Source organism: Allobosea sp. ASV33 (assembly GCF_016428755.1).
Classification (GTDB): Bacteria; Pseudomonadota; Alphaproteobacteria; order Rhizobiales; family Beijerinckiaceae; genus Allobosea.
The window spans coordinates 1-16,293 of record NZ_JAELTI010000111.1; the positions used below are offsets into that span (position 1 = coordinate 1).

The 16,293-nt window shown below is 66.9% G+C and carries 17 protein-coding genes; 5 read left to right on the forward strand and 12 right to left on the reverse strand.

The genetic code is table 11. The annotated features are described in order from the left end of the window. Nucleotides 1-1,320, reverse strand: a 1,320-nt coding sequence (locus JHD80_RS23435) for a formate--tetrahydrofolate ligase (protein WP_199092354.1), incomplete at its 3' end; no start/stop codon positions are given. 250 nt (nucleotides 1,321-1,570) lie between these two features. Here JHD80_RS23435 and JHD80_RS23440 point away from each other — a divergent pair. Next, on the forward strand, nucleotides 1,571-3,034 hold the full coding sequence (locus JHD80_RS23440; RefSeq protein WP_199092356.1) for a sensor histidine kinase: 1,464 nt from the start codon (nucleotides 1,571-1,573) through the stop codon (nucleotides 3,032-3,034). A gap of 20 nt (nucleotides 3,035-3,054) precedes the next feature. Here the strand turns inward: JHD80_RS23440 and JHD80_RS23445 are convergent, their stop codons facing one another. Both JHD80_RS23445 and JHD80_RS23450 read right to left on the reverse strand, forming a co-directional pair. After that, a complete protein-coding gene (locus tag JHD80_RS23445; protein WP_199092357.1) occupies nucleotides 3,055-3,741 on the reverse strand; it encodes a glutathione S-transferase family protein in 687 nt (228 codons plus the stop codon). A 19-nt stretch (nucleotides 3,742-3,760) separates the two neighbouring features. Then, entirely contained in the window at nucleotides 3,761-4,510 is a 750-nt protein-coding gene (locus JHD80_RS23450) for a haloacid dehalogenase type II (RefSeq protein ID WP_199092383.1), read from the reverse strand. A gap of 114 nt (nucleotides 4,511-4,624) precedes the next feature. Between JHD80_RS23450 and gpmI the strand changes: the two genes are divergently transcribed. After that, nucleotides 4,625-6,139 carry a 2,3-bisphosphoglycerate-independent phosphoglycerate mutase gene (gene gpmI, locus JHD80_RS23455; RefSeq protein ID WP_199092359.1) on the forward strand — a complete coding sequence of 505 codons (1,515 nt, stop codon included), beginning with the start codon at nucleotides 4,625-4,627 and terminating at the stop codon, nucleotides 6,137-6,139. Between the two features lie 61 nt (nucleotides 6,140-6,200). Here gpmI and JHD80_RS23460 read toward each other — a convergent pair whose 3' ends face one another. From JHD80_RS23460 to JHD80_RS23495, 8 genes are all read right to left on the reverse strand, one after another. After that, complete coding sequence (locus JHD80_RS23460; protein WP_199092361.1) at nucleotides 6,201-7,061, reverse strand: outer membrane protein; 861 nt, start codon at nucleotides 7,059-7,061, stop codon at nucleotides 6,201-6,203. Between the two features lie 178 nt (nucleotides 7,062-7,239). Continuing rightward, a complete protein-coding gene (locus tag JHD80_RS23465) occupies nucleotides 7,240-7,665 on the reverse strand; it encodes a low affinity iron permease family protein (protein WP_349237340.1) in 426 nt (141 codons plus the stop codon). Nucleotides 7,666-7,742: 77 nt separating this feature from the next. Next, complete coding sequence (gene fghA / locus JHD80_RS23470; RefSeq protein ID WP_199092363.1) at nucleotides 7,743-8,579, reverse strand: S-formylglutathione hydrolase; 837 nt, start codon at nucleotides 8,577-8,579, stop codon at nucleotides 7,743-7,745. A gap of 230 nt (nucleotides 8,580-8,809) precedes the next feature. After that, nucleotides 8,810-9,922: an S-(hydroxymethyl)glutathione dehydrogenase/class III alcohol dehydrogenase gene (locus JHD80_RS23475; protein WP_199092365.1), complete on the reverse strand. Its 1,113-nt coding sequence runs from the start codon at nucleotides 9,920-9,922 to the stop codon at nucleotides 8,810-8,812. A 25-nt stretch (nucleotides 9,923-9,947) separates the two neighbouring features. Beyond that, entirely contained in the window at nucleotides 9,948-10,232 is a 285-nt protein-coding gene (locus tag JHD80_RS23480; RefSeq protein ID WP_199092367.1) for a metal/formaldehyde-sensitive transcriptional repressor, read from the reverse strand. Between the two features lie 289 nt (nucleotides 10,233-10,521). Continuing rightward, on the reverse strand, nucleotides 10,522-11,424 hold the full coding sequence (locus JHD80_RS23485; protein WP_199092369.1) for a hypothetical protein: 903 nt from the start codon (nucleotides 11,422-11,424) through the stop codon (nucleotides 10,522-10,524). 158 nt (nucleotides 11,425-11,582) lie between these two features. After that, nucleotides 11,583-12,167: an NUDIX hydrolase gene (locus JHD80_RS23490; RefSeq protein ID WP_199092371.1), complete on the reverse strand. Its 585-nt coding sequence runs from the start codon at nucleotides 12,165-12,167 to the stop codon at nucleotides 11,583-11,585. Nucleotides 12,168-12,171: 4 nt separating this feature from the next. Further along, the gene (locus tag JHD80_RS23495; protein ID WP_199092373.1) at nucleotides 12,172-13,212 is read right to left on the reverse strand and encodes a DUF3616 domain-containing protein; all 1,041 of its coding nucleotides are present in this window, start codon (nucleotides 13,210-13,212) and stop codon (nucleotides 12,172-12,174) included. A 178-nt stretch (nucleotides 13,213-13,390) separates the two neighbouring features. Between JHD80_RS23495 and JHD80_RS23500 the strand changes: the two genes are divergently transcribed. Genes JHD80_RS23500 through JHD80_RS23510 form a run of 3 tightly spaced genes read left to right on the forward strand, consistent with a single transcriptional unit; the run spans nucleotide 13,391 to nucleotide 14,764 of the window. After that, complete coding sequence (locus JHD80_RS23500) at nucleotides 13,391-13,600, forward strand: hypothetical protein (RefSeq protein WP_248311740.1); 210 nt, start codon at nucleotides 13,391-13,393, stop codon at nucleotides 13,598-13,600. Nucleotides 13,601-13,609: 9 nt separating this feature from the next. Beyond that, on the forward strand, nucleotides 13,610-14,554 hold the full coding sequence (locus JHD80_RS23505; RefSeq protein ID WP_199092376.1) for a dihydrodipicolinate synthase family protein: 945 nt from the start codon (nucleotides 13,610-13,612) through the stop codon (nucleotides 14,552-14,554). 48 nt (nucleotides 14,555-14,602) lie between these two features. Further along, nucleotides 14,603-14,764, forward strand: a complete 162-nt coding sequence (locus JHD80_RS23510; RefSeq protein ID WP_199092378.1) for a hypothetical protein — start codon at nucleotides 14,603-14,605, stop codon at nucleotides 14,762-14,764. Between the two features lie 67 nt (nucleotides 14,765-14,831). Here the strand turns inward: JHD80_RS23510 and aceB are convergent. Continuing rightward, nucleotides 14,832-16,293 (reverse strand): malate synthase A (gene aceB, locus JHD80_RS23515; RefSeq protein ID WP_199092381.1); only part of this gene is annotated, 1,462 nt, incomplete at its 5' end.

Genomic DNA, 16,293 nt, shown 5'->3' on the forward strand with positions numbered 1-16,293 from the left:
GGGATAGAGCGGGGCGAAATCGGCCTCGCCCTCGTCGGCGAGTGCCGCGACCTTGCGGGCGAGTTCCTCGGCGCCGGCGCCGCCTTCGGCCCAATGCCGGCAGATCACCGCCTCGACGCCGAGGTGGTTGCGGCAATAGTTGCGGATGAGCTCGTGCTCGGCGGCGGTATCGGTGGTGAAATGGTTGATCGCCACGACCGGCGGCACGCCGAACTTCCTGATGTTGTTGACGTGGCGGGTCAGGTTGGAAAGCCCCGCTTCCAGCGCCTTCAGGTCCTCGCGGCCGAGCGCATCCTTGGCGAGGCCGCCATGCATCTTGAGGGCGCGGACGGTGGCGACCACGACGGCGGCGGCGGGTTTCAGCCCGGCCTTGCGGCACTTGATGTCGAAGAACTTCTCGGCGCCGAGATCGGCCCCGAAACCGGCCTCGGTGACGACGTAGTCGGCGAGCTTCAGCGCGGCCTTCGTCGCGATCACCGAATTGCAGCCATGGGCGATATTGGCGAAGGGGCCGCCATGCACGAAGGCGGGCGTGCCTTCCAGCGTCTGCACGAGGTTCGGCATCAGCGCGTCCTTGAGCAGCACGCTCATCGCGCCGGTTGCCTTGATGTCGGCGGCGGTGACGAGGCGCTTGTCGCGCGTGCGGCCGACGACGATGCGGCCTAGGCGGGCTTCGAGATCGGCGGCGTCGCGGGCCAGGCAGAAGATCGCCATGACCTCGGAGGCGACGGTGATATCGAAGCCGTCCTCGCGCGGGAAGCCGTTGCTGGCGCCGCCGAGCGAGGAGACGATCGAGCGCAGCGCCCGGTCGTTCATGTCCATGACGCGGCGCCAGGCGATATGGCGCGTGTCGAGACCGAGGCCGTTGCCCCAGTAAACATGGTTGTCGATCATCGCCGCCAGCAGGTTATGGGCGCTGGTGATCGCGTGGAAATCGCCGGTGAAGTGCAGGTTGATCTGTTCCATCGGCACGACCTGGGCATAGCCGCCGCCGGCGGCGCCTCCCTTCATGCCGAAGCTCGGGCCGAGCGAGGGCTCGCGCAGCGCGATCATCGCGCGCTTGCCGATGCGGGAGAGCCCGTCGCCAAGGCCGACCGTGGTCGTGGTCTTGCCTTCGCCGGCCGGCGTCGGGCTGATCGCGGTGACGAGGATCAGCTTGCCGTCCGGCTTGGCCTGGAAGCCGGGGATCGCCTGCGTATCGATCTTGGCGATATACTTGCCGTAGGGGCTCAGGGCCTCGGAGGGAATGCCCGCCTTTTCAGCGATCGTGGCGATGGGCTGCAGCGTGGCTACGCGCGCGATCTCGATATCGGTCGGCATTCGTCCTCTCGGAGGCTGTTTCTTCCCGCGTCTCCCGAGCGCGGGACCGCGCGGACACTGGCCCGAAAACCCCGCCGCCGCCAGCGCTTTCGCCGGCGGGGCAGGCATGATGCACAAGCCGATATGTCTTTTTACATGCGCGGGAACCGCAACGCCTGTTACTCGTTTGGAAATGGTTTGGCTGCATGTGGCGGCCCGTGAAGCCTGCGCCGGGAGCGCGGCTTGTTCCGGTCGGTTGGGGGATACGACCTTGGAGAAGCGAACCTGGCCCGTCGGGCAGGGCGAGATGGCGGAGCGGTTGCGCGGCTGGACCGGCAGCGAGACCGGGCTCGGGCGGCCCGATGACTGGCCGGCGCATCTGCGCAATGCCCTGCAACTCGTGCTGCTGTCGCCTGCCGCGATGACCCTGCTCTGGGGCCGTCAGGGAATCATGTTCTACAACGACGCCTATGCAGTCATTGCCGGAGCGCGACACCCGGGATGCTTCGGCACAAGCGTCTTCGAGGCCTGGCCCGAGGTCGCCGATTTCAACCGTGCGGTGATGGAGCGCGTCTTCGCCGGCGAGTCGCCGTCCTATCGCGACCTTCCCTTCGTGTTCTACCGCAACGGCGCGGCGGAGGACGTCTGGCTGAATGTCGATTACAGCCCGGTACTCGACGAGGCCGGCGAAATCGGCGGCGTGCTTGCCATCGTGACCGAGACCACCGAACGCATGCAGGCCGAGCAGACCTTGCGTCGGCGCGAGGCGGAGCTGGCGCAGGTCCAGAAGATCGGTGGAGTCGGCGGGTTGGAGGTCGACCTGCGCTCCGGCTTCAGGAACCGACGCTCTCCCGAATATCTGCTGATCCATGGTCTGCCGCCCGAGGCGGCGCAGGAGACGCATGAGGATTGGGTTCGGCGCATCCATCCCGAGGATCGGGAAGAGGTGGTGGGGCATTTTCAGGAGGCTGTGCAGGGAAGTGCCACGGCGTATCAGGCCGAATACAGGATCATCAGGCCATCGGATGGCCAGGTTCGCTGGATCGCGGCGACCGCGCAGATCGAACGCGGCGAGAGCGGCGAGCCCCTGCGCCTGATCGGGGCGCATCGCGACATCACCGAGCGCAAGGAGTCCGAGGCAGAGCAGCGCCTGCTGATGCAGGAGCTGGCGCATCGCGTGAAGAACACGATGGCGATGATCCAGGCGCTGGCCTCCCAGACCTTGCGCAGCGCCGGCACGCTGGAGGCGGCGCGCGAGACCTTCAGCGCCCGGCTCGCGGCGCTGGCCCGCGCGCATGACCTGCTGGTGGGCGGCCGGCGGGCCGATGCCACGGTCCAGGATATCGCCCACAGCATCATCGCGCTGCAGGGCGATGCGGGGCGCTTCCAGATTCAGGGCGAGAAGGTCGTGCTGGGGCCGAAGGCCGCGCTGGCGCTGACCCTCATCCTTCACGAGCTCACCACGAATGCCGTGAAATACGGCGCGCTCTCCAACGATGCGGGCGTCGTCTCGCTGAGCTGGAGCGTCGGCGAGATCGAGGGCGTCCAGCAATTCCGATTGCGCTGGCGCGAGAGCGGCGGACCGCCGGTCCAGCCGCCGACGCGGAAGGGCTTCGGCTCGCGCCTGATCGAGCGCTCCTTCCCGGCAGCGCGCACCGGCACGGCGAGCGCCTATCTTCCCGAAGGGCTCGTCTTCACGCTGGACGCGCCCTTCGATGCACTGGCCGGCGCCTGAGTCCAGGCGCCGCGAGCCGGTCAGCCGGCGAGATGGGCGTTCTGCGGGAACAGGAACTTGCGGGCTTCGGCGTCGAAATCGGTTTTGAAGGCGAACTGGTCCTTGAGGGCGACGGCGCGCTGCGCGGCCGGGCGGGCCGAGATCTCGTCGAGATGGCGCTTCACATGCGGGAACATCTCGGGCCAGGTCTCGCCGACGGCGAAGGAGAGCCGCGTCGCCCAGCCCCAGATCGACATGTCGACCAGCGTGTAGCGCTCGCCCAGCATGTAGCGTCGGTCCGCAAGGAGGTCGTTGACGATGCCCCAGTGCCGCTCGGCCTCGCGGGCATAGCGGTTGATGGCATAAGGGATCTTCTCCGGTGCGAAGCGGCCGAAATGCACTGCTTGGCCGCAATAGGGGCCGATGCCGGTCGCCACGAACATCAGCCAGGACAGCATCTCGCTGCGCGCCTTCGGCGTGTCTTCGGGCAGGAACTTCCCGGTCTTCTCGGCGAGATAGAGCAGGATCGCATTGGAATCGAAGACGGTGACGTCGCCATCGGTCAAGGCCGGGGTCTTGGCGTTGGGGTTGATGGCGAGGAATTCCGGCTTGAACTGCTCGCCCTTGCGGGTGTCGACCGGCACCATCTCGTAGGGCAGGCCGGCTTCCTCCAGGAAGAGCGCGATCTTCGCCGGGTTCGGCGAGGGGTGGTAGTAGAGCTTGATCATCGAGGTCTCCTCGCAGGCGTCAGGCCTGTCTCAGTCCGGCGACATAGGAGACGAGATCGGTCAGCGCGGCAATGGTCGCATCCGCCTGGAAACCGAGCTGCTCCGGCTGCATCCGGAGCGCCTTGAACATCAAGGCGGGGTCGATCGTCGCGGCGGCGGCAAGCTCGTTGCGCAGCTTGCCGGAGGATACGCGCTCGATTCGGGCGACATGGAAGCCATGCGCCTTGGCGCCGGCGATGTCGAAGCCGTTGGAGGAGACGAAGAGGATCTCGTCGCGCGCCAGGCCGAGCCGCTTCTCGACATGGGCATAGCCGCGCGGATCGGGCTTGTAGACGCCGATCTCGTCGACGCTGATGACGGTCTCCATGAGGTCGGTGATCCCCGCATGGGCGACGAGCCGCTTCAGCATGTCCGGGCTGCCATTCGAGAAGATGGCGAGGCGGTGAGAAGCTAGGCCTTCGAGCGCCGTGCGGGCCTCAGGGTAGAGCAGCAGGGCGTCATAGGCTGCCGCGATCCGGGCGACGAGCTCTGGCGAGGAGGCGAGGCCGAGCGTCTTGAGCGTGAAATCCAGGGAGTCGCGGGTGACCGTCCAGAAATCCTCGTAGCGATCCATCAGGGCGCGCAGCCAGGTGTATTCGAGCTGCTTCAGGCGCCAGATCTGCGTGATCGTCGCGCCATGGCCGGGAAAGGCGGCGTCGGTGACGGCGGCGACCGACTGGACGTCGAAAAGCGTGCCATAGGCATCGAAAACCAGCGCCTTGATCGACAATGTCTCCTCCGTAGCGGCTGCGTCGCGGTGCGACACCTTCTTAACACTCGCATCGGCGGCGTGGCGCGTGGTATCCGCACAAGCAGTTTTCACAAATGCTGACAGGTCAAGCCGATGCCGCCTCGCCCCGTGATGCTGATGATCCTCGATGGCTGGGGCTGGCGCGAGGAGAGCGAGAACAACGCCGTCAAGCTGGCGAACACGCCGAACTTCGACCGGCTCTGGGCTGCAAACCCGCATGCCTTCCTGCACACCTCCGGCCTCGATGTCGGGCTGCCACCGGGGCAGATGGGCAATTCCGAGGTCGGCCATCTCAATCTCGGCGCGGGCCGCGTGGTGATGCAGGACCTGCCGCGCATCAACCAGGCGATTGCCGACGGCTCGATCGCACAATCGCTCGAAGCGAGCGGCCTCGTCGCCGGTCTGAAGGCGAGCGGCGGCGCCTGCCACCTGCTCGGCCTCGTTTCGCCGGGCGGCGTCCATGCCCATCAAGACCATGCGGTCGCGCTCGCCCGCATCCTGACCGCGCAGGGCATCACCGTGCATGTCCATGTCTTCACGGACGGGCGCGATACGCCGCCACAATCGGCCGCCGACTACGTGAACACCTTCGCGGCGGCGCTGCCGGCCGGAGCGACCATCGCCAGCGTTTCCGGGCGCTATTACGCGATGGACCGCGACGACCGCTGGGAGCGGGTCGAGAAGGCCTGGGGCGCGATGGTGCTGGGCGAGGGCAGGCGCTTCCCGGATGCACAGGCCGCCATCGCCGCGGCTTACGCGGAGAATGTCACCGACGAGTTCATCCTGCCGGCCGCGATCGGCGATTATACCGGGATGAAGGACGGCGACGGGTTGCTCAGCTTCAATTTCCGGTCGGACCGCATCCGCGAGATCCTCGCCGCCGTGCTGGAGCCGGCTTTCGCCGGTTTCGTCCGGCCGCGCCGGCCGGCGCTGGTCAAGGCGGTCAGCATGACCTCCTACAGCGCCGAGCTCGACAAGATCATGCCGGTCCTGTTCGCCCCGCAGACGCTGGCCAATGGGCTGGGGGAGACCGTCGCCAAGGCTGGGTTGAAGCAGGTGCGCATGGCGGAGACCGAAAAATATCCGCACGTCACCTATTTCTTCAATGGTGGCGAGGAGACGCCCTATCCGGGCGAGGACCGGATCATGGTGCCCTCGCCGAAGGTGGCGACCTATGACCTGCAGCCGGAGATGTCGGCGCCGGAACTGGCCGCCAAGGCGGTCGAGGCGATCGATTCCGGCCGCTACGATCTCGTCGTGCTGAATTTCGCCAATCCGGACATGGTCGGCCATACCGGCGTGCTCGCCGCCGCGATCAAGGCGGTCGAGACCGTCGATGCGGGGCTCGGCGCCATTGCCGAGGCGATCGGGCGGCAGGGCGGGGCGCTGCTGGTCACCGCCGATCACGGCAATGCCGAGCTGATGGTCGATCCGGTGACGGGCAAGCCGCATACGGCTCACACCACTAATCCGGTGCCGCTGATGCTGGTCGGCGGGCAGGGCAAGGGTCTCGCCGACGGGCGCCTCGCCGATATCGCGCCGACGTTGCTCGCGCTGATGGGGCTGGCGCAGCCGGCCGAGATGAACGGCCAGTCGCTGCTGCGCTGACAAAGCAAAACGGCGCGGGGCAGGCCCGCGCCGTTTCTGGATCTGTGCCCGATGCCTCGGATCAGTACTTGCGCACCACCGGCGGCGGGGCGTAGGCGACCGGCTCCGGCGTGCCGCAGCAATTCGGGTCGCCGAAGTTCCAGCGCATGCCGATGCGGAAGTCGTGGCTCTCGATGTCCTTGGCCTTGAGCGGGGACTGGATCTGGCCAGTGAAGGCATTGACCAGGCGGCCCGACTGGGCGTCGCCCAGATTCATGTAGCGATAGCCGACTTCGAGGGTCAGGTTCTTGTTCACCTCGTAGCCGACGCCGGCCATCAGGGCCCAGGCGAGATCGGTCTTGGTGCCGTTGTTGGCATAGCCCAGGGTCGGACCGACGAAGTTGCCGAGCAGGGCGCCCTGGTCGGTCAGGCCCGAAATGCGGTTCTGCGAGAAGCCGATGCCGGCACCGATATAGGGCGTCAGGCAATTCCAGGTGCCGAGGTCGAAATAGCCGTTGAACAGTGTGACCAGCGAGGTCAGGTTGCCCTTGTAGGTGTTCGTCTGGTTGCCGTTGTTGAACGGGTTGTAGACGATGTCGTTCACGCCGATCTGGCCCGCACCGCGATATTCGCCGGTGACATCGAAGCGCAGCCAGTTGTTGAAGCGATAACCGATGCCGAGGCCGCCGAAGAAGGCCGCGTTGTCGGTCTTGCCGAAGAAGGACCCGCCGAACTCGGCGACGTCGTCCTGATGGTATTTGCCGACGCTCTGGACGCCGACACCGATATCGCCGCGCAGATAGATGCCGCTGGAGATCGTGCCCTTGAGGCCGAGCGGCGGCGGCGGGGGAGGCGGAGCGTAGGCGAGATCCGCGGCCTGTGCCGCGGCGGAGACGCCGAGGGCCAGGCCGCCCGCCAGCGCGAGAGTTTTCAGGCTGCCCATGGCAGTGTCCTTCGCGTTTGCGCGGCGCAGAGAACGCGGCCCGCGCGTGTTACCAACGGGAAGGACCATGACAGCGATTTCTTAAATGACACTTAACCCTAAAAGCTAACCTTACCGGGGCGTGAACGGCTGTCGGGCGCGGACACCCAGACGCGCAGGAGGGCGGCGGAATGGTCGCCTAGACGGAAGCCTTGTCGGCCGTTGCCGTGTCGGCGAGCTTGCGTGCCTTGGCGGCCATCGCCTCGAATTCCCGGCGGATCGCTTCGAGCTTGTCCTCGTCGAGCTCCTCGAGGTCGAGCAGTTCCTCGCGGGCGCCTTCGAGGCGGCAGATCAGCTCGTCGAGCTTGATCTGCATCGCGGCGGTGTCGCGGTTCTGGCTGTTCTGGATGATGAAGACCATCAGGAAGGTGACGATGGTCGTCGAGGTGTTCACCACCAGTTGCCAGGTGTCGTTATAGCCGAAGAACGGACCGGAAAGCGCCCAGAGCACGATGAGCGCGGCGGCGCCGATGAAGGTCTGCGGCCTGCCGGCCCAATGCGCGACCTGTTGGGAGAGGCGGGTGAAGAGCGAGCGGTCGCTCTGCGGCATGCGGTGCTTGGCCAAGGTTTCGTCGCCCGGAGCCGGTTGAGGCTGTGCTGCTCTCAACGCGGCTGGGGGAGGGCCGTTCCCGCGATCGCTGCTTACGCCGTCAGGCGCTCGGCATGCCAGGCGACATGCTGGGCCATGAAGGTCGAGATGAAGTTGTAGGAATGGTCGTAGCCGTCGCGCATGGTGAGCTGGAGCGGGATGCCCGCGGCGGCGCAGGCGATATCGAGAAGCTGCGGCCGCAAGCCTTCTTCGAGGAAGCCATCGGCCGTGCCCTGATCGATGAGGAGGTCGCGGACGCGATGGCCGTCGGCGATGAGCAGGGTCGAGTCATAGGCGCGCCATTTGGTCTCGTCCGGCCCCAGGTACTTCTCGAGGGCCGGGCGCGACCAGCCGGCGGTCGAGGGCTGGGCGATCGGCGCGAAGGCCGATACCGAGCGGTAGCGGTCGGGGTTCTTGAGGGCGAGCGTGATCGCGCCATGGCCGCCCATCGAATGGCCGAAGATGCCCTGCCGGTTCATGTCGACCGGGAAATGCCGGCCGATCAGCTCCGGCATCTCGTCGCGGATATAGGTCTCCATGCGGTAGTTCTTCGCATAGGGCTCCTGCGTCGCGTCGAGATAGAAGCCGGCTCCGGAGCCGAATTGCCAGTTGTCCGGTTCGTCCGGCACGCCTTCGCCGCGCGGGCTGGTATCCGGGCAGACGATCGCGATGCCGTTGGCTGCGGCCGCGGCGCGGTACTCGCCCTTGTCCATGACGTTCTGGTGCGTGCAGGTCAGGCCCGAGAGATACCAGAGCAGTGGAACCGGACCGTCCTCGATCTGGTGCGGCAGGTAGATCGCGAAGGTCATCGGGCAGGCGCAAGCCGCGCTGTCATGCCGGTAGACGCGCTGCGAGCCGCCGAAGGCCTTGGAGGAGGAGATCAGTTCCATAGGGCGGTTCCTTTTTTCTCTTAGCGCGGCGTGGGAAGCGCCGGCGTCATTCCGGGGCGCACGAAGGGCGAGCCCGGAACCCAGAACCGACGACCGGGCGGATTGATCCGCAGCGGTCCGCATCAGGTCGCAAGAGCACCGGTTCTGGATTCCGGGCTCTTCGCTGCGCGAAGCCCCGGAATGACGAAGGTGTTTCCCTTGCCCGATCGATAAGGCGGGAAAGCGGCGCCTCAGTAGACCACCACGCTGCGGATCGACTTGCCCTCGTGCATCAGGTCGAAGCCGGTGTTGATCTCGTCGAGCGAGAGCTTGTGGGTGATCAGGTCGTCGATGTTGATCTTGCCCTCCATGTACCAGTCGACGATCTTCGGCACGTCGGTGCGCCCGCGCGCGCCGCCGAAGGCCGTGCCCTTCCAGACGCGGCCGGTGACGAGCTGGAACGGACGGGTCGCGATCTCCTTGCCGGCCTCGGCCACGCCGATGACGATCGATTCACCCCAGCCGCGATGGCAGCATTCCAGCGCCTGGCGCATCACATTGGTGTTGCCGGTGGCGTCGAAGGAGAAATCGGCGCCGCCGCCGGTGAGGTCGACGATCGCCTGCACGACCTTGTCGTTGCCGATCTCGCTCGGGTTGATGAAGTCGGTCATGCCGAACTTGCGCGCCATCTCCTGCTTGGCCGGGTTGATGTCGACGCCGATGATCTTGTCGGCGCCGACCATGCGGGCGCCCTGGATGACGTTGAGGCCGATGCCGCCGAGACCGAAGACCACGACGTTCGCGCCCGGCCAGACCTTGGCCGTGTAGATCACAGCGCCGATGCCGGTGGTCACGCCGCAGCCGATATAGCAGATCTTGTCGAAGGGGGCGTCCTCGCGGACCTTGGCGAGCGCGATCTCGGGCAGCACGGTGAAGTTCGCGAAGGTCGAGCAGCCCATGTAGTGGAAGACCTCTCCGCCGTCGCAGGAGAAGCGCGAAGTGCCGTCCGGCATGACGCCTTGCCCTTGCGTGGCGCGGATCGAGGTGCAGAGATTGGTCCGGCGCGACAGGCAGGACTTACAATTGCGGCATTCCGGCGTGTAGAGCGGAATGACATGGTCGCCGGGCTTCAGCGAGGTCACGCCGGCGCCGACCTCGCGCACGATGCCGGCACCCTCATGGCCGAGGATCGCGGGGAATTTGCCCTCCGAATCCAGCCCGGAGAGCGTGTAGGCATCGGTGTGGCAGATGCCGGTCGCCATGACCTCGACCAGGACCTCGCCGGCCTTGGGGCCACCGATCTCGATGGTCTCGATGGTGAGGGGCTTGCCGGCTTCCCAGGCGACGGCGGCGCGGGTCTTCATCGGGTGTTTCCTTCCTTGCGAACGGTCATTTCAGATAGGGGCGGATGACCCGCATGATCGCGGCGATCTCGTCATTGTCTTCGGCTTCCGCCTGCGTCGCCTCGGCCGGGCGGGCCATCGTCTCGCGCAGATGGCTTTCCAGTACCTCGGCCATCAGCCCGGTCGCGGCGCCGCGCAGCGCCGCGAGTTGCTGGAGCAGGGCGCCGCATTCCTCCCCGCGCTCGACGGCGGCGATCAGGGCGTCGGCCTGCCCCTTGATGCGGCGCAGCCGCGTGACGGCACGCTTCTTTTCTTCGGGCGTGTGAGGCATCGGCACCGAGGCTCCGGTTGCCGCGACGCTATGGTACTGAGGGGGAGTATGTCAACGCGGGAGCCGGGCCAAAACGAAAAGAGCGGCAGCGTTGCCGCTGCCGCTCCTGTGTCGATGCTCTGGAGCTTGATGATGTTTCCCGGAACTACTGCGTCATCCCGGGCTTGCCCCGGGATCCATCGGAGGGCTCCAGAGTTCCGCGATGCATCCCGGATCGGCGCGGCTGCGCCGCTTGTCCGGGATGACGCTGTGGTTCTGGTCCGAAATCAGCAGACACTATCGAACAGGCTCAGAAGCTGTAGCCGAGCTTCACCTTGACGAGGTGCTGGCTGAAATTGGTCAGGTCGAGATCGCCGGGCTGGCCCTTGGCCTTGCCTGCGACCTGGATGTTGTAGGCGGCGGACAAGGCGAGCTGCTTCGTCGCCTGCCAGAAGATGCCGGGGCCGGCGAAGGTGGCGTAGCCCGCCTCATTGCCGAAGCCGAGCTCGTTATGGGCGCGCATGTGGCGGACTTCGCCGCTCAGATAGAGCCCCTCCGAGACCTGCCAGGCGAGCGAGCCGGCGATGGTGAGGGTGGAGGAGCGCTGATAGGGCGAGGGGCCGGTCCAGGTCAGGTCCTGCGAGAGGTTGAGCCCGGCATAGAGCGTGTTCGGGATCAGCGTCTTGTCGGCGAAGAGGCGGATGCCGGTATTGTAGGTGGTGAAACGGCCGGCGCCGTCCGGGTCGGCGCGATTGAAGCTGGGGTCGATGACCAGCGTCAGGCCGATCCCGTGCATGTCGCGGCCGAGCAGCTTGTATTTCATCTCGACGCCGGCGCCGAAGGCACGCGAATCAGCGCTGACACCGCCGGCCGAGGCGTTGGTGAAGTTGCCCAGCACATAGGGACCGACTTCGAAGCACGGGAACAGGCCGTAGGAGCCCTGCAGGGTCAGGCCATGGCTGTTCGAGCTGCCGCCGCGGGTGCCGAAGGCGCCGCCATAGGTCAGGCTCGGCCCGAAGGAACCGACATCGGCGACATCCGAGCCTGTCGTGAAGCCGAAGGCGTCGGTCGGGATGCCCTCACTCTCGGTGCAGGCGGAGACAACCGGGGCTGGTGCCGCGGGGGCGCCTTTGCGGGACGGCAAGTCGGCGGCGAGGACAGGGACCGACGCGGCAGCGGCGATCAAGGCAAGGGCGATGGTTTTCGCAGACATGGCAAGCTCCGGGAGGTCTCGGATCAATAAGTTATTGCGAATGAATTGCAATAACTTATTCACCTTCGAACGAACCATGTCGCGAGCCTGATCCGGCCGCGATAAAAGAGCCATAGGGGTCTTCCGCAATCCGGAGCGCTGTTGTTGCGCTGCAACAGTCAGGGCCGTGGCAGGTCCGAAAGACGCTCTAGTGCGCGCGGTGCGATCTCGGCCAGCGCGCCGATCGGCTTCCAGGCGGCGGCATGGACCTCCTCGACCTGCGCGACGAGCGGCAGCGCGGGGTCGGCGAGGAAGAGATATTGCAGGTCGTGATGGATATGGGCGGGCTCGCCGCGCGACGGCTTGCCGGGCTCGCCACGGGGTGGCTTGCCGGGCACATCGTGGCTGTCGATCGTAAAGGGCAGGTCGCCACCACGATGCCAGGGATGCAGGCTCAGCCCCTGCACGCCGGTTTCCTCGACCGCCTCGCGCGCGGCCGAGAGATGGAATTGCTCGGCTTCCTCCCAATGGCCGCCGGGCTGGAGCCAGCGGCCGATCACGACATGGTCGATCAGCAGCACCTGCGCATGGTCGGGCGAGAGCACGAAGGCGCTGGTGGTGAGATGGCCGGGAAAGGTGTCGCGTCGGTCGAGTGCGTGGCCCTCGGCCATCTGCCAGCGCAGCAAGGCGAGATGCTCGCGCGGGCTCGCGACCTCGGCGCGATAGCGCTCGACGGCGCGGGAGAGATCGTTGCGGAAATCCATGGAGTCAACGCGGTCCAAGCGGCAGGCGATAGGATTCGAAATGCCCGTTCTTCGGGCCGTCATAACCGATCAGGACCGCGAGGCCCTTGCCGTCCTGCGGCAGAACGGTCAGCGATTCCGCCTTGTCGCCACGGTCGGGCAGGTCGCCCAATGGCGTTGCCGTATCGGGTTTGGCCGTGTCGATCAGCAGCAGGGAATAGGGCAGGGCCTGTTCCTGCGCCGGGCCGAGCAGGGCAAGCAGGCGGCCATCGGGCAGCGGGGTCAGATCGCGGATGCCGCGATTGCCCCCGGCCGGCAGTTCGAAGACCCGCGGCGCCTCCGTCGCGGGCGCATGGCCCGGCGCGAACAGGGTCTTGAGCGAGGCGCCGACGAGGAAGGCGCGATTGCCGAGGGAGGGTGCGCGCAGGCCCGCCCACAGCGTGTCGCCGACGACCGCGATGCCTTCGACATTCATGCCGTTGTCGTCCATCAGGCTCTTGCCGAAGAAGGCGCCGGCGGAGCCTGCGGCACGCAGCATGTCGCTCAGGCGATAGGTCAGCTCGACTTTGCCTGCGGGGGAGCCCTCCGCATCGACCTTGACCCGGGCGAGGTGGAAGGCCGAGAGGCGGAACTCGCCCTTCTTGCGCGAGCAGCCATGCGAGCCGGCGACATAGAAAGCGCCGTCGGCATAGGCGACGGCCTCGCCGTCGAGCTCGGCGAAGCGGCCGGGCGCCTTGCAGATGCCCCGCGGCGGCTGGCCCAGCGTGTCGGGCGCGGCCTCGGTCCCGACGATCGGCAGGGTCGCATCCGGGATAATCCGGTTCTCGGCGATGCGGGCAAACTGCGCGAAGGAGCCCTCGTCATTGATCAGCAGGCAGCGCTGCGTGCCGTTCGCGGCCGGCATGCAGGCGAGGCCGCTGACATCCCGCGCCGGCTTGCCCGGCTTCTTGCCGGAGAAATCGCCAAGCGTCCTGAAACGCTGTTCGGGGCTAAGCGTCGCGGCCTGGGCAAAGGAGGAGCCGAGCAGGCCGGCGGCAATCAGGGTGGCGAGCAGGCGGTAGCGCATCGGGCGAATCCGAAGGAATGGGCGCGGATTGAGCGCGTCCGGCCGGTGGATGTCAAAGCGCGGCGGCGCGATCCCTATGGGATCTTGATGAACCCGCCGCTTGCCTCGTCTCGAACCCCTATGGCGCCGCCCTTAGCTTTTCGGGGCGGCCCTTGGAGGCCGTTCGGGAAACAGGATGATGGTCAGTATCCCTCGTAGATCCTTCGGCGGTCCGCTCCAGTTCCTGGTCGGGCGTGATGCGGAAGGTCATTGGCTTGCCGTCGAGACGCATGGCCGCGGCGGCGGCATCTTCTGCGATCGTGGCGCCGCGCTGCGTTACGCCGTGTTCGAGACCGGGCACCGGGCCCGCGCGGTCCGCGTGACCGCCAAGACGCTCTCGCTGCTCTGAGGCCAGGCCATGAACCACTGGCTTCACGGCATGTTTACCGCGCTGGTCACGCCCTTCGACGAGGACGCGATCGACTATGGCGCGCTGGAACGGCTCATCCTCTGGCAGATCGCGCAGGGCGCCGACGGCATCGTCGTCGGCACCGCCACGGGCGAAAGCCCGACGCTCAGCGGGGCGGAACGGGAGGCGCTCTGCGCCGCTGCCCGCCGCATCGCCGGCCGGCATTATCCGGTCATCGCCGCCGTCGGCAGCTATTCGACCGCCGGAACCATTGCCGAGATCATCGCTGCCGAGAAGGCGGGCGCCTCGGCCCTGCTGCTGCGCATGCCCTATTACAACCGGCCGACGCAGGCGGGGCTCGCGGCCCATGCCTTGGCAGCGGCGCAGGCGACCGGGCTCGAGATCATCCTCGACAACGATCCGGATCGCTGCGGCGTCGAGATCGCGGCGGAGACGCTGCAACTGCTGGAGGAAGCGCCGAATATCGTCGGGATCCTGGAGCGGCGCGGCGATCTCGTCCGCTGCGACCGGATCGCCAGGCTGCGCGACCGACGCTTCATGCGCCTGACCGGCGCGGCCGAGACCATCCCGTCCTATCTGCTCGCCGGCGGCTGCGGCGCGATCACCAGCGTCGGCAATCTCGCGCCGCATTGGCTGGCGCGGCTGGAGAGCGCGGCGCGCTCCGAATTCTACGGGCAGGCGCAGATCCTGCAGCGGCGGCTGGTTCCGCTGCTCGACCTGCTCGCGCGGGAGCCCGATCCGGTCCTGATCAAGCTCGCCCTGTCGATGCTGCACCCGGAGGTCGGCGCCACCTGCCGGGCGCCGCTCGCGCCGCCGCGCCCGGAATGCGTGCCGCTGCTTTGCGATGCCATCGAGGACCTGCCGCATCCCGGTATTGGCCTGGCGATGAAGGCAGAGCGCGGCGCTTTGGCGGCCTTGGCCCGTCACGCCTGAACCGCAACGGGTGCTTCGGCGCCCGTCGCGAACCGAATGGAGGTTTCCATGACCACGATCGGCACCTATCGCCGCCGCCGGGAGGCGATCTACAGGCATGTCCGCGGTGTTTCGGCCGGCGGCTGGAAGGCCGACCTGCTGCACCTGTTCGGCTCGGTCATCCTGCTCGCGATCCTGATCGGCGCGCGCGTCTGGTGGCATCTGCACTGAGCCACCCAAACGGAAAGGGCGCCGCGATGCCGCGACGCCCTTCCGATGTCATTGACCTGAACCGCGCTCAGTTCAGCTTGGCGTAGGCCGGGACGGTGAGGAAGTCCTCGAAGTTCGGCGCCAGCGAGAGGGTCTCGAACAGCGCGATCGCCTCGGGGAAGCGGCCCTTGGCATAGTTCTCGGGGCCGAGCTCGCCCTTCACGCGCTCCATCTCCTCCGGCAGGCAGCGCTTGAACAGCGCCGCATCGGCCTTGATGCCGCCTTCGAGTTCGACGCCGTACTGGCAGAACTGCCAGATCTGGGCGCGGCTGATCTCGGCGGTCGCGGCATCCTCCATCATGTTGTAGATCGGCACCGCGCCGCGGCCGCGCAGCCAGGCCTCGATATACTGCACGCCGACGCGGATGTTCTCGCGGAAGCCTTCCTCGGTGCGCGTGCCCTGGTGGACTTCCAGCAGGTCCTTGGCGCCGATCGAGACGTCGTCGCGCTTCTTGCCGAGCTGGTTGGCCTGCGGCATCAGCCGGTCGAAGACCTCCATCGCGACCGGGACGAGGTCGGGGTGGGCGACCCAGGTGCCGTCATGGCCGTCGCCGGCCTCGCGCTCCTTGTCGGCCTTGACCTTGGCGAAGGCGGCGGCATTGGCCTCGGGGTTGTTCTTGACGGGGATCTGCGCCGCCATGCCGCCCATCGCGAAGGCGCCGCGCTTGTGGCAGGTCTTGATCAGCAGCAGCGAATAGGCGCGCAGGAAGGCCTTGGACATCACGACCTGCGAACGATCAGGCAGGACATAGGCCTTGTTGCGGGCGAGCTTCTTGATGAAGGAGAAGATGTAGTCCCAGCGGCCGCAATTGAGGCCGGCCATGTGCTCGCGCAGCTCGTAGAGGATCTCGTCCATCTCGAAGGCGGCGGGCAGGGTCTCGATCAGGACGGTCGCCTTGATCGTGCCGTTTTTCAGGCCGAGCGCCGACTGGGCGGCGACGAAGACGTCGTTCCAGAGCCGCGCCTCGAGATGGCTCTCCAGCTTCGGCAGGTAGAAATACGGGCCGGAACCGGCCGCCAGCGCCGCCTTGGCGTTGTGGAAGACATAGAGGCCGAAATCGACCAGCGATCCCGAGGCCTCCTCGCCGTCGATCTCGATATGGCGCTCCGGCAGATGCCAGCCGCGCGGGCGAATGATCAGGACGGCGGGCTTGTCCTTGAGCTTGTAGTCCTTGCCGTTGGTCGGATCGGTGAAGTCGATCTTGCCTGCCCAGCGGTCCCGGAGGTTGATCTGGCCTTCGATCATGTTGGCCCAGACCGGCGAGGAGGCGTCCTCGAAATCGGCCATGAAGACCTTCGCGCCGGAATTCAGCGCATTGACGATCATTTTGCGGTCGACCGGGCCGGTGATCTCGACGCGGCGGTCGAGCAGGTCGGCTGGGATCGCCGCGACGGTCCAGTCGCCTTCGCGGATATGCTTGGTCTCGGCCAGGAAGTCCGGCGTCTCGCCGGCGTCGAAGCGCTTCTGGCGCTCGGCCCGGAGCGCGAGC

Bases quoted from the DNA above. Each gene is read 5' to 3' on its own strand.
- JHD80_RS23445 (WP_199092357.1), bottom strand. From the start codon at position 3,741: ATGATCAAGCTCTACTACCACCCCTCGCCGAACCCGGCGAAGATCGCG.
- gpmI (WP_199092359.1), top strand. From the start codon at position 4,625: ATGCCGCCTCGCCCCGTGATGCTGATGATCCTCGATGGCTGGGGCTGG.
- JHD80_RS23460 (WP_199092361.1), bottom strand. From the start codon at position 7,061: ATGGGCAGCCTGAAAACTCTCGCGCTGGCGGGCGGCCTGGCCCTCGGC.
- fghA (WP_199092363.1), bottom strand. From the start codon at position 8,579: ATGGAACTGATCTCCTCCTCCAAGGCCTTCGGCGGCTCGCAGCGCGTC.
- JHD80_RS23475 (WP_199092365.1), bottom strand. From the start codon at position 9,922: ATGAAGACCCGCGCCGCCGTCGCCTGGGAAGCCGGCAAGCCCCTCACC.
- JHD80_RS23480 (WP_199092367.1), bottom strand. From the start codon at position 10,232: ATGCCTCACACGCCCGAAGAAAAGAAGCGTGCCGTCACGCGGCTGCGC.
- JHD80_RS23485 (WP_199092369.1), bottom strand. From the start codon at position 11,424: ATGTCTGCGAAAACCATCGCCCTTGCCTTGATCGCCGCTGCCGCGTCG.
- JHD80_RS23490 (WP_199092371.1), bottom strand. From the start codon at position 12,167: ATGGATTTCCGCAACGATCTCTCCCGCGCCGTCGAGCGCTATCGCGCC.
- JHD80_RS23495 (WP_199092373.1), bottom strand. From the start codon at position 13,212: ATGCGCTACCGCCTGCTCGCCACCCTGATTGCCGCCGGCCTGCTCGGC.
- JHD80_RS23500 (WP_248311740.1), top strand. From the start codon at position 13,391: ATGGTCAGTATCCCTCGTAGATCCTTCGGCGGTCCGCTCCAGTTCCTG.
- JHD80_RS23505 (WP_199092376.1), top strand. From the start codon at position 13,610: ATGAACCACTGGCTTCACGGCATGTTTACCGCGCTGGTCACGCCCTTC.
- JHD80_RS23510 (WP_199092378.1), top strand. From the start codon at position 14,603: ATGACCACGATCGGCACCTATCGCCGCCGCCGGGAGGCGATCTACAGG.